This is a genomic window from Dactylosporangium sp. NPDC048998, assembly GCF_043197855.1.
Lineage (GTDB): Bacteria > Actinomycetota > Actinomycetes > Mycobacteriales > Micromonosporaceae > Dactylosporangium.
This window is the reverse complement of record NZ_JBICTV010000073.1, coordinates 1-12,318: the sequence shown is the minus strand read 5'-3', so window position 1 is coordinate 12,318 and position 12,318 is coordinate 1. Positions and strand designations below refer to the sequence as shown.

At 68.5% G+C, this 12,318-nt stretch carries 10 protein-coding genes and 2 riboswitches; of the genes, 9 read left to right on the top strand and 1 reads right to left on the bottom strand.

Features of this window, described 5'->3' with window-relative positions; all coding sequences use genetic code 11:
- Nucleotides 1-208: 208 nt before the first annotated feature.
- Nucleotides 209-305, top strand: a riboswitch (glycine riboswitch).
- Nucleotides 306-397: riboswitch (glycine riboswitch) on the top strand.
- A 309-nt stretch (nucleotides 398-706) separates the two neighbouring features.
- From gcvH to glyA, 3 genes are all read left to right on the top strand, one after another.
- The gene (gene gcvH / locus ACGFI8_RS47375; protein ID WP_392815554.1) at nucleotides 707-1,087 is read left to right on the top strand and encodes a glycine cleavage system protein GcvH; all 381 of its coding nucleotides are present in this window, start codon (nucleotides 707-709) and stop codon (nucleotides 1,085-1,087) included.
- Nucleotides 1,088-1,273: 186 nt separating this feature from the next.
- On the top strand, nucleotides 1,274-2,374 hold the full coding sequence (gcvT, locus tag ACGFI8_RS47370; RefSeq protein WP_392815552.1) for a glycine cleavage system aminomethyltransferase GcvT: 1,101 nt from the start codon (nucleotides 1,274-1,276) through the stop codon (nucleotides 2,372-2,374).
- A gap of 78 nt (nucleotides 2,375-2,452) precedes the next feature.
- On the top strand, nucleotides 2,453-3,724 hold the full coding sequence (glyA, locus tag ACGFI8_RS47365) for a serine hydroxymethyltransferase (protein WP_392815549.1): 1,272 nt from the start codon (nucleotides 2,453-2,455) through the stop codon (nucleotides 3,722-3,724).
- Nucleotides 3,725-5,029: 1,305 nt separating this feature from the next.
- Here the strand turns inward: glyA and ACGFI8_RS47360 are convergent.
- The gene (locus tag ACGFI8_RS47360) at nucleotides 5,030-6,046 is read right to left on the bottom strand and encodes a serine/threonine protein phosphatase (protein ID WP_392815546.1); all 1,017 of its coding nucleotides are present in this window, start codon (nucleotides 6,044-6,046) and stop codon (nucleotides 5,030-5,032) included.
- A 426-nt stretch (nucleotides 6,047-6,472) separates the two neighbouring features.
- On the opposite strand from ACGFI8_RS47360, the gene ACGFI8_RS47355 reads away from it, so the two are divergent.
- The 6 genes from ACGFI8_RS47355 (at nucleotide 6,473) to ACGFI8_RS47330 (ending at nucleotide 11,833) form a co-directional block, all read left to right on the top strand.
- Nucleotides 6,473-7,351, top strand: a complete 879-nt coding sequence (locus ACGFI8_RS47355) for a hypothetical protein (protein ID WP_392815544.1) — start codon at nucleotides 6,473-6,475, stop codon at nucleotides 7,349-7,351.
- Entirely contained in the window at nucleotides 7,348-7,755 is a 408-nt protein-coding gene (locus tag ACGFI8_RS47350) for a hypothetical protein (protein ID WP_392815542.1), read from the top strand. The genes ACGFI8_RS47355 and ACGFI8_RS47350 overlap by 4 nt, the downstream gene beginning before the upstream one ends.
- A 214-nt stretch (nucleotides 7,756-7,969) precedes the next feature.
- The gene (locus ACGFI8_RS47345; protein ID WP_392815540.1) at nucleotides 7,970-9,220 is read left to right on the top strand and encodes a serine hydrolase domain-containing protein; all 1,251 of its coding nucleotides are present in this window, start codon (nucleotides 7,970-7,972) and stop codon (nucleotides 9,218-9,220) included.
- A gap of 83 nt (nucleotides 9,221-9,303) precedes the next feature.
- Nucleotides 9,304-10,026 carry a VanZ family protein gene (locus ACGFI8_RS47340; protein WP_392815538.1) on the top strand — a complete coding sequence of 241 codons (723 nt, stop codon included), beginning with the start codon at nucleotides 9,304-9,306 and terminating at the stop codon, nucleotides 10,024-10,026.
- Nucleotides 10,027-10,050: 24 nt separating this feature from the next.
- Nucleotides 10,051-10,737, top strand: a complete 687-nt coding sequence (locus tag ACGFI8_RS47335) for a response regulator transcription factor (protein ID WP_392815535.1) — start codon at nucleotides 10,051-10,053, stop codon at nucleotides 10,735-10,737.
- 10 nt (nucleotides 10,738-10,747) lie between these two features.
- Nucleotides 10,748-11,833, top strand: coding sequence for a sensor histidine kinase (locus ACGFI8_RS47330; protein WP_392815533.1), 1,086 nt, complete (start codon nucleotides 10,748-10,750; stop codon nucleotides 11,831-11,833).
- The last annotated feature ends 485 nt before the right edge of the window (nucleotides 11,834-12,318 follow it).

Sequence of the window (12,318 nt, the reverse complement as noted above, 5' to 3'; positions counted from 1 at the left end):
GACCTTCGACCAGCACGACCAATGCTTCGACGTCGGCCGCCAACTCTATCGCGGAGACGCCTACCGATTCCAAGCATCACTGTTCCGGTTCTAAGGCGTGCCGGGCCATCCGCTGCCGCGCACGGATGCCGGAAAACGCTCGATGGTGGACAGGTGCCCACCGAGCCGCTATCGTTCGGCCCAGCCCACACACGTGAATACTCGCCGTTTATGCCGGGCGGGAGAGTGCCGACGTCACTGACGCCGGCCGCCGTAGGAGTAACTTCTCCCCAGAATCTCTCAGGCCCAGTTACCGCTCGGACAGGCGACTCTGGAAAGTCGGGAACTTCCCGCGCCGAAGGTGTAAACCGTCCAGCTGACGGTGAAGCTCTCAGGCACAGATGACAGAGCGGGGAGGCAGACCTGACCCAGACCTCGGTCTGGGTCGAGAGGAGCCTCCCGCCGTGCCCTGCCGCATCGACACACAGGACCGCTCAGCCGGTCGCTCGGGCCTTCCCGGAACAGCCCAGCACAGCGCGGATCAGCCCATCCATCGGGTGGATTCCCGGCCCTGACGCCGTGGCCGTCTGCGCCCGTGGACAGCTCCTTGGACCCGTTTCTCGCGGTATCACCTCGCCGGGCCCGATGACGAGCAGGCGATGTCGTCCATCGACGCGGCGGCGCTTCGTGACATTACCAGCCCGCATCCAGACGAAGAGAGATATCGATGAGCGTACCGCCCGACCTGTACTACACCACCGATCACGAGTGGCTCCGCACCGACGAGTACATCGCGACCGTCGGTATCACCGACTTCGCAGCCCAGGCTCTGGGCGACATCGTCTTCGTCCAGCCGCCCGCGGTCGGCAGCACGGTCTCTGCCGGCGCGGTGTGCGGCGAGATCGAGTCGACCAAGTCGGTCAGCGACCTCTACTCCCCGGTCGCCGGCGAGGTCGTGGCGGTCAACGACGACGTGACCGCGGACCCGGCACTGCTCAACAGCGATCCGTTCGGCACCGGCTGGCTGTTCAAGGTGCGCGTCAGCGACCTGCCGCCGCTGCTGGACGCCGATGCCTACCGCGCCCTCATCTCCGGGGACAACGGATGACCGGCGGCGTTGCGGACGGCCGACGGTCAGATGAGGAACACCCATGGTGTTGAGTGCCTTCGACCTGTACTCGGTTGGCATCGGTCCGTCGACCAGGCGCACGGCGACCCGAATCTGGTCGCCCCTGCCCACCCATCGAGTCGCACGAGTCGTGACCCGAGCGGTCACCAGCTGAGAGGTATCCTCATGTCGAAAAAGACCCCCTTGCACGACATCCACGTGGAACTGGGCGCATCGTTCACCGACTTCGCCGGGTGGTCCATGCCGTTGCGCTACACGTCCGAACTGGCCGAGCACCACGCCGTCCGGACCAGCGCCGGAATCTTCGATCTCACCCACATGGGCGAGATCGAGCTGTCCGGTCCGGAGGCGGGCCGGGCTCTCGACCACGCCCTGGTCGGCGAGCCGTCGAAGATCGCCGTCGGCCGCGCCCGCTACTCCATGCTGGTCCACGAGACCGGCGGCGTGCTCGACGACCTCGTCGTCTACCGTCTGGGCGAAGACAGGTATCTCATCGTCGCCAACGCCAGCAACGCGGTGACCGTGTGCTCCTGCCTGCGTGATCGGATCGACGGCTACGCCGCCACGATCCGAGACGCGTCCAACGAGTGGGCGCTGTTGGCGGTCCAGGGCCCCAACTCCGCCGCGATCATCGGCGAACTCGCCGATGTCGACGTCGCCTCGCTGAAGTACTACGCGGTCGACCCGGCGCGGCTGGCGGGGCGCGCTGTGCTCCTCGCGCGCACCGGCTACACCGGCGAGGACGGCTTCGAGGTCTACTGCCGCCCGGAGGACGCCCCTGCCCTCTGGCGGGCGATCAGCGCGGTGGGCGCTCAGCATGCGCTGGTCCCGTGCGGCCTGGCCTGCCGTGACACGTTGCGCCTCGAGGCCGGCATGCCGTTGTACGGCCAGGAGCTCACCGTTCGCACCACGCCGTTCGAGGCAGGACTGGGCCGCGTCGTGGCGTTCGGAAAGCCGGGCGGGTTCGTCGGCGAGGCGGCCCTGGCCGCCCGGCGCGACGAGGGCCCGACCCGCGTCCTGGTCGGGCTGACCTCCACCGGGCGCCGAGCTCCGCGCACCGGTTATGCCGTCCTCGACCCGGACACCGGCGAACGCATCGGCGAGATCACCTCGGGCGCCCTGTCGCCCACCCTCGGCCACCCCGTGGCGATGGCCTACCTGCCGGCCGATCGGAGCGGACCCGGCACAGAGGTGTTCGTCGACATCCGGGGCAGCCGACAGGAAGCCACGGTCGTCCAGCTGCCCTTCTACCGCCGCCAAGCCTGACCGACGTTGGCAGAAGAGAACACATCACCGCCCACGCCGCCGACGCGCTCGGCGACGTCTCACCGAAGGAGCCTGACCATGGCCGTGCTGGATCGTCGGCTCGCCGACGTCGACCCCGAGGTGTACACCGCCGTACGTGCCGAGCTGGGTCGTCAGCAGAGCACGCTGGAGATGATCGCGAGTGAGAACTTCGCACCGGTTGCGGTGATGGAGGCGCAGGGCTCCGTTCTGACCAACAAGTACGCCGAAGGCTACCCGGGCCGGCGCTACTACGGCGGCTGCGAGCACGTCGACGTGACCGAACGCCTCGCCATCGAGCGGGTGAAAAGCTTGTTCGGTGCCGGGTTCGCCAATGTGCAGCCGCACTCGGGCGCCCAGGCGAACGCTGGCGCGATGATGGCTCTGCTCGAACCGGGCGACACCATCCTGGGCCTGGACCTGGCGCACGGCGGTCACCTCACCCACGGCATGCGGATCAACTTCTCCGGCAGGCTCTACAACGTCGTCGCCTACCACGTGTCCCCGCAGGACAATCGCGTCGACATGGCCGAGGTGCGGCGACTCGCCGAGGAGCACCGGCCACGGCTCATCGTCGCGGGCTGGTCGGCCTACCCACGGCATCTGGACTTCGCCGCCTTCCGGCGGATCGCGGACCAGGTCGGCGCGTACCTGATGGTGGACATGGCGCATTTCGCCGGACTCGTCGCCGCCGGGCTCCACCCGAACCCGCTACCGGCCGCCGACGTGGTCACCACGACCACGCACAAGACGCTCGGCGGCCCGCGTGGCGGAGTGATCCTGACCAACCGCGAGGACGTGGCGAAGAAGGTCAACAGCGCCGTATTCCCTGGCCAGCAAGGCGGCCCGCTGGAGCACGTGATCGCGGCCAAGGCGGTTGCGTTCAAGCTCGCTGCTGAGCCGGCGTTCCGCGAGCGCCAGGAGCGCACCCTTGCGGGCGCTCGGCTCCTGGCGGAACGGCTGAGTGTTCGCGATGTCGCGGCTGCGGGTGTATCCGTAGTGTCGGGTGGCACCGACGTTCACCTGGTGCTGGTCGATCTGCGCGAGTCGGAGCTCGACGGGAAGCAGGCGGAGGACCGCCTGCACGACATCGGCATCACCGTGAACCGCAACGCCGTACCGTTCGACCCCCGGCCGCCGATGGTGACCTCGGGACTGCGCATCGGTACGCCGGCCCTGGCCAGCCGCGGCTTCGCGAGCACGGCGTTCGCGGAGGTCGCCGAGATCATCGCGACGGCCCTCAAGCCCGGGTACGACGAAGGCGTCGCCGCCGAGCTACGGGAGCGCGTGGCAACCCTGGCCCGCACTCACCCGTTGTACCCGGAGCTGTGAGGTGGGCGGTGCGATCGCACCTCCTGCGTCGCCTGACGGACGCAAGCCGCTGCGCCTGGAGGTCAGAAAGCGGTATCCACCGTCGCGGAGCAGCAGCATGGCGACGAGGAACCCGACGGTGCGGCTCAGCGCCAGGAAGTACCCCAGCAGGCCTGGCACCGTCCACATTGCCATGTCCGGACCGGGATGATGACTGACTCGGCTTCGTTGAGATCAGGCAGTATGGGGCACGACCAGCCAGGTAGACCACCAGAGTCCGGGAGGTGCGGCGAGTCGACGCTCGTCCATGGTGCGGCGAATCTTCATCGACGATGATGAATCAGTTGGACGGCACGCGTGCGGCGTTCGCGAGCAATTGGAAGCAAGACACCTCAGGTCACGGCCGTGACGCAGCGGTTCGTATGCTGTAACCTGCGGATCTCCGCTCGCGAACCGCGCGTGAATTGGACAGATGCGCCTCGTCCGGCTGGGCGTTTTCGTCGTTGGCCCGATGGCGCTGAGGGCGTCCGCGACGTCGGGCGCCGGCGTCGTGGCATGACGGCTCCGTTCGCTCGAGGGCGGGTCACCTGCGGCGCGGACGGCGGCGCCGGGGCCGGGCAGTTCGAAGATGGCGACGGGTTGCCAGCCGAGGGAGTCGGCATAGGCGCGTACGCGCTCGGCCTGCGCCTGCACGGAGTCGTCGTTGGCCGGCCTGGCGGGGGCGCGGATGTAGGTGGCGACGCGCGGGCGCCTGGCGGTGTGGTGGTGTCGCATGGCGTCTCTCCTTGGGTGGGCCCTCCTACCTCCTGGCCGGACAACGACCGGTGCTACTGCCTCCGCGCTTGGCCGACCTTCTCAGACGCCTGGCCGAACAGCCCCAGCCCCGGCCGCTGCTCAGCCAGGTCCACGACCAGGGACCGCGCCTTCTGTTCCCCGGCATGGTCCCCGGCCGGCCGATCTCGCCGCACGCCATACCCAGAAGCTCAGCCGTTACGGAATCACGGTCCGCGCGGCCCGCAACGGAGCCCTCGCCGCCCTTGCCGCCGACCTACCCGCGGCGATCCTCGCCGATCTACTCGGCATGCACGTCAACACCGCGGTCCGCTGGGTGATCTACGCACGTCGTGACTGGACCGACTACCTCGCAGACCGAGCCGACGAGCAGAGAAGGAGGAGCAATGCGCAGGGAAGTGGGGCACGCTCCCAATGACACCTCCCATCGGTAGGTCGTTATAGTACTCGTGCCGGTCGTGCACCCATGTGCTCATTGGTGCGCCGGATACTCCGCGTGGATGTCGCCGCCGTACAGCCGCAGACAGAAGTCGTTTATCCGCACTGCCGTGAGGCGTGCCGGGCAAGGATTCCCGCCACGGCCGCCGGGACGCCTTGTGGAATGTCGCCGCTCGCGCAGCGGCGCACGTATCTGTCGCGGGCGACATAATCACCGTTGACCGGCGCCGGCACTCCGCACACCGTGGTGACCAGCCAGTTCACCAGCCACATCACGGCGTAGTCGGCATCGTGGCCGACATGGTGCGCGACAAAGTCGCGCTCGGGGGGTGACAGGTCGAACCGAGGCGATGTGGCCAGCCCGAAATCGACGAGGTAGATCCGATCACCGTCGGCCCGCATGTTGCCGAAGTGTCCGTCCATGTGCAGCAGCTCGCAGGTGCGCAGGAACGCCGCGATCTCAAGCAGCTGCCGCTCGAACGTCTCAGCCCTGTCGATCGGGTCGTTCAGCCAGTCGAGCAGAGGGTAGGGGACGTACTCGTGGAACAGCACGAGGCTGGCAGCCGCGCCGGCCAGCTCCTCGAACCGGAGGCGCACGGTCGGGGCGCCGCCGAAGTGGGCGACGACGGCGGCGATGTCGAGGTGCTCAGACGCGATAGGTGGGCGGCCGGGTAGCACCCGCCAGTGGTACAGCAACGGGAAAGACTCGGCCTCACCGGCGAGGACTCCCTCGGTGATGACCATGTTCGCGGCCAGCTCGCGCCAAGCGCCGAAGCCCGGGCCGGCGAAGCGGTGAATGCCGTACTGGCAGTAGGTCGGCAGGTCGTACAGGTTTGCCGTGCTATGTGGATGGGCCAGTTCCCGATCGGTGATCGGGATTTGCTTGGCGAACACCGGCACGCCATCAATGTCGAGTACCGAGGAGCCGCCGCCCACGCCCACAGCGCCGGCGGGCGCGGCGTGGAGGAAGGCCGCCAGCTCGTCGTCGTTGCGGGCGGCGAGCGAGGCTGAAACGTGGTCGTGGCGGAAACGTCGGGCGGTGAGCATCGCACCCATCATGCCAGCGGATTGCGGTCGCTCAACCGCGGCCGTTCTACCAACGAGGTGCCGCACGCTTCACCAACGGCCGCTGCCTCGCGGCACCCGGCGGAGTGGTGCCGATGTGACGAGGCCTGCCGAACAACACGCGCAGACTTGACAGGGAAAGCTACAACTCCGGCGGCAGGCGATGACCCTCATCTCGGCATGGAAAGGGAGAGACCACAGCCGCGCGACGCAGTGTCACCAGGTCCGATCGTCGCAGCTTCCCCACAGATGATCACCGCCGCCCTAACGTTGGCGTGACAGGTCCCTCACACGGGAATAGCGCACGCTTCGAATAAGTACTCTCCACCAGTAACCCTCAACCTGCGCCGCGGCTGCATCGACCACGACCACAGCACCGGGCTGACCTTCCTACGCGGCAAACACTTCAAAGGCGCACGCGACGCCAACGGCAACCACCTCGCCGAAGGCACACTCCGCCCGGACCCGTGGGTCGTGGTCGCACCCGTCGCCACCGCGATCGCCGTGCTGGAACGACTCCACGACGGCGACCTGCTATTCCCCAACACCCTGGAGATCAACGGCCGCGCCGAGACACCGTTGCAAACCCGCCAAGGCCAAGCCCGCAACGACCAGCTCATCGCCAAGGACATCGGCGTGCTCTGCAACTGGATCAACGACTACTGCCACCGCACCGGCCGCGACGAGCACATCCCGGCCGACCCCAACCACGCCAGCCTGCACCCATCACGGCTGCGCCGCACCCTCGCCTGGTTCATCGCCCGCAAACCCCGCGGCCTGGTCGCCGTCGCGATCCAATACGGGCACCTCAACGTCACCATGACCCTCGGCTACTCCGGCAGCTACGCCTCCGGCTTCCCCGACGACCTCGCCTTCGAACAGTGGCTGGCCCAGCTCGACACCATTGCCGAAGCCCATGACCGGCTCGAACACGGCGAACACATCAGCGGCCCGGCCGCCGGCACCTACCGCCACCGCGTCCAAGCCGCCACCCGCTTCGCCGGGCGCGTCCTGCGCACCAACCGCGAAGCCGCGACCCTGCTGGCCGACCCCGACCTGCATATCCACCCCGGCAAGGGCATGACCTGCGTCCTCGACCCGCACCGCGCCGCCTGCCGCCTGACCCACGACGAACGCGGCCTCCGGCACACCCCCGACCTCGACAACTGCCGCCCGACCTGCGCGAACATCGCCCGCACCGACCGCGACATCACCGAACTGCGCGACCGCGCCCAGCACCTGCAAACCCTGGTCGACGACCCACTCGCACCACCGATACGCGCCGAACGCGAGCACCGGGAACTCGCCCGGCTCACCGAGATCATCACCCGCCACGACCGAGGCCGCGCATGAGCCCGCACCGCGACGCCGAACGACACGCCATCACCGCCGCCATGCAACGACTGTTCGACGGACGGCCCGAACGGTCCACCGGCGCCCTCACCGTCCTGCAACTCGCCGCCGAAGCCGGCGTCAAACGCTGGGTACTCACCCACAAACACCCCGACCTCAAAACCGAGTTCGAACGCCGGCGAGCCGCTGTCAACGGCGTCCCCGCCGCCTATCAAGGCCTCGCCGCCCAGATCAGCGACCTCACCGTCACCGACGAGCGACTGCGCACCCAGAACAGCGAACTCCAGCAACGCGTCGACGCCTACGCCCAGGCCATCTACCGCCTCAGTGCCGAGCTTCAGCAGCTCCGCGCCGAACAGCCCGGCAACGTCCACCCCCTCCGCCCGCGATCCCGACCCACCTGAGCGCCGCCTCGACGCCCCTTCGCCAACAGCGACGACAAGGTCGCACGCGAGATCGCCACGGCATACGACGATCAGTGTTCTTCCCGGAACGTGTTTCGTGGGCGTATCGAAAAATGTATACGCCACCGCAACAGTCTTCCGTCTTCAGTGGAGGCATGAACCACAGCGCACCACCGTCAGCGCCAGGTTTGTCGACTGGGAAAGGACCGTGATCATGGACTCGGATTCGGTACAGGGCATCGACCGGCGGCGGCTGTTCAGATGGGGCGGACTGGCGGCCGCCGGCGTGGTGGCGGCCGGCGCGCCTCTGGTGAACGCCGGGCTCGGCCACGCCGACTCGATCCCAACCGCCTCGTCCGGGCACGACCAGATCCCGCCGGACACCCTGCCCGGCGGCGCCTACGACCGGTACGTGGCGCAGCTGGCCGCCGAGGGCAAGTTCTCCGGTGTGGTGCTGCTGTCGCACCGGGGCCGGACGGTGCTGTCCCGCAGCTACGGCATGGCCGACCAGGAGAAGGGGATCCTCAACCGCGAGGGCACCGCGTTCAGCCTCAGTTCGGCGGGCAAGCCGTTTCACGCGGTGGCCATCTTGCAGCTGGCCCAGCAGGGCAAGCTGCGGCTGTCGGACACGGTGGGCGCCCACCTGACCGGCTTCGCCAACGACATCGCCGAGCAGGTCAACATCCACCACCTGCTGTCCGGCACATCCGGGCTGGACAGCCCGGATGAGAACGTGCAACGCGTCTTCCAGAGCCGGGACGAGGTGCACGAGTACTACGAGCAGCGGGCCCGGCAGGCGAAACTGGTGGGCGTCCCGGGCAATCCCGACACCGCCCACGCGGAGGCGGAGGTCACCATTTCCGCGCTGATCGTGGAGGCCGTGGCCGGCACGACGTACTGGGACTACGTCCAGGAGAACATCTTCAAGCGCTGCGGCATGACCGGCTCGGCGTTCTACACCCGGCCGCAGTGGCTCACCGACAAGCACATCGCGCACCCGTACATGAAGCTGGCCAACGGCAGCGTGGTGGACGCCCTCCGCAACCTGGACCAGGGCAGCCCGTACCCGTACATACTCGGCAAGAACCCGGGCCGCGCCTTCATCGATGCCCCCGGGGACGGCGGCTTCGCCACCGCGCCGGATCTGGTCCGGTTCGCCAACGCGCTTCGCGACGGCACGCTGCTCGAGCGGCCCTGGGCCGACGTGCTCCTCGGAGCCAAAATCCCCCACGGGCCGGCGTCGTTCGGTGCGTACGGGCTCGCGATCGACATCGTCAACGGACAGTGGGAGTACCAGCGTGCCGGTGGAAACCCCGGTGTCGGCGCCAACTGGAGCATCTACCCGTACACCGGGTGGGTCGCAGTCACCCTCATCAACCGCGACACCGACAGCCTGCTGGACCTCCTCGAGCAGGAGACGCAGGCCATCACCGGGGCCCCGGCCGCTGGCGGGGCGGGTGGCTGAGGGGTAGGCGAGGATTCCGTGTATCGCGAGCGTATCCAAAACTGCGTACGCCACCGCAACGGCCCTCCGTGTCTAATGAGGGCATGAACCACAGCGCACCCCCGTCCGCACCACCCCGCCGCACGCGCAGGATCGTGCTCGTCAGTCTGGCGATCCTGGGCGCGGCGGGCGTCGCGGTCCTCGTGCGACGGCCGCTCATGATGACCGCTCCAGCGTGCATGGCCGGGCGGTGGCACGGCTGCTACGACACGTTCAACGGTCCGCTGCTGATGATGCTGGTCGGGCTGCCGTTGCCTGCGCTGCTGGTGTGGGCTCTGGCGAGCCTCCGGCGCGCCGCGGGCGTCACCTCGGCGTGGCGGATGTCGCTGGCCGAGGTGGGCATGGTCTACGGGACGGTGCCGATGGTGTGGCTGACCCTGCAACCGGGCCCGGGGGCCGGCATCGTCCCCGGCCGGGTAAGCCTGATCCCGCTGCGGGACCTGATCACGATGGGGCCGGTCGGGATCGGCGGCAACCTGCTCGTCTTCGCGGCGCTGGGGTTCTTCGCCCCGATGCGTTTCGCGGCACTGGGGTCCGTGCCGCGGATTCTGGCGCTCGGGGCGGGCTGCTCGGCCCTGATCGAAACCGCACAGTACGTCTTCCGGCTGGACCGGGTGTCCTCTGTCGATGACGTACTGGTCAACGCCGCCGGCGCTCTGCTGGCCGGGCTGGCGTCACGCCGCTGGTGGCGCAATGCGGCGGAGGTGCCGTCGGACCCCAGCCTCACCCCGCGTCGGCCTCGACGGACTGAGTCGCGTGTCCAGTAGGCAAACCGATCATAGGCTTTCGGCATGCGCGTGCTGATCGTGGAGGACGAGCCCTACCTGGCCGAAGCCGTCCGTGACGGTCTGCGGCTGGAGGCGATCGCCGCCGACATCGCCGGCGACGGCGACGCCGCCCTGGAACTGCTCAGCGTCAACTCCTACGACCTCGCGGTCCTCGACCGCGACATCCCCGTCCCCTCCGGCGACGAGGTCGCCCGGCGCATCGTCGCGTCCGGCAGCGGCATCCCGATCCTCATGCTCACCGCCGCCAACCGGATCGACGACAAGGCTTCCGGGTTCGAGCTCGGCGCCGACGACTACCTCACCAAACCGTTCGAGCTGCGGGAACTCGTCCTGCGGCTGAGGGCGCTCGACCGCAGACGCGCGTACGCCCGGCCCCCGGTCCGCGAGATCGCGGGCCTGCGCCTCGACCCCTTCCGCCGGGAGGTCTTCCGCGACGGTCGCTACGTCGCACTCACCCGCAAACAGTTCGCCGTGCTGGAAGTCCTCATCGCCGCCGAGGGCGGCATCGTCAGCGCCGAAGAGCTACTGGAACGGGCCTGGGACGAGAACACCAACCCCCTCACCAACGCCGTACGCATCACCGTCTCCGCACTGCGCAAACGGCTCGGCCAACCATGGATCATCGCCACCGTGCCCGGCGTCGGCTACCGCATCGACACGCAACCGGCGGCCGGAGGCGAGCGTGGATAGGAAACCGGGGTTGAGCGTTCGCGTCAAACTCACCCTCAGCTACGCCGGATTCCTCATGCTTGCCGGCGTCCTGCTGCTCGCGACGGTGTGGGTGTTCCTCCTGCGTTACGTCCCCGACCGTGCGCTCCTCCTCCCCAGCTCCAGTGACATCCCCGCTGTTGGTGTTTTTCCCGTCCGATCCAGCCTCCTGCACGTTTTCGCTCCGAGGGCCGCCGCCGTGTTGGCATTCCTGCTTGCGTTCGGCCTCGTCGGAGGATGGCTCCTCGCCGGCCGGATGCTCGCACCACTCAAACAGATCACGGATGCGGCCCGGATAGCCGGAAACGGGTCGCTGTCCCACCGGATCCGCATGAAAGGCCGCCAGGACGAATTCCGTGAACTCTCCGACGCGTTCGACTCGATGCTCGAACAACTCGAGTCCCACGTCGCCGAGCAGCAGAGGTTCGCCGCGAACGCCTCCCACGAACTGCGCACCCCGCTGGCGATCTCGCGGACGCTGCTCGACGTCGCCCGCAAAGACCCCACGCGGGGCCGGGACGAACTCATCGAACGCCTGCACGCTGTCAATACGCGGGCGATCGACCTCACCGAGGCCCTCCTGCTGCTCAGCCGCAGCGACCGCAGAAACTTCACCCACGAGAGCGTCGACCTCTCCCTCACCGCCGAAGAAGCCGTCGAAACACTGCTTCCCCTCGCCGAACAGCGCCGGATCACGCTGGACGTCACCGGCGGGGCGGCCCGGACCAGCGGCTCCGCCGAGCTGCTGTTGCGGATGGTGACGAACCTCGTCCAGAACGCCATCGTCCACAACCACCCCGCCGACGGCACCGTAACGGTCCACACCGAGGCGCACGGCGACACCAGCGTGCTGCGGGTCGCGAACACGGGTCGCCAGCTCCCACCGGAACTGATACCGACCCTCACCGAACCCTTCAAGCGCGGAACGGAACGCGTACGCACCGACGAACACGCCGGCGCCGGCCTCGGCCTGGCCATCGTGCACAGCATCGTCCGCGCCCACCACGGGACCCTCGACCTCGGCCCCAGCCCCAACGGCGGTCTCCTCGTCACGGTCCGGCTTCCCGGCACGCCGTAGAATCCTCCCCGAACGGCGCCTCGTTCGGGCTGGCGCCCTCAACGATCCGGTGGCCGCTGCAGAGCCCGCCTGTCGAGGCGTCGAGCCAGCGTTGCAACCTTTCGTACGTCTGGCGTACCTGGCTTTGCATAGCACCACGTACACCGTTACAAGCGGCGGCACCCCTCCCAGGGTGCCGCCGCTTTCGCGTTCCAGCACCCCCGACGCCTCAACCCGACCCCGCGAGATCCACCCGCCAAGAAGGCCCCGGCACACGCCGGGGCCTTCTCCATTTCCGGCCTCAGCCAAAGGAAAGCCCCTTGCTTCAGCACGCTGGGACCCCCCCCAGAACATCAACTACAACAGTCCCAACCACCCGAGAGAAGCGCCGGCGTGCAAAGCTCGGTCTGCCTGCTGCTGGCCGCCCGTCGGGAGATCCCGCGGTTCGACGCCGCGGTCTTCGCCGACACGGGCTGGGAACCCGCCGCCGTCTACGCCCAACTGGA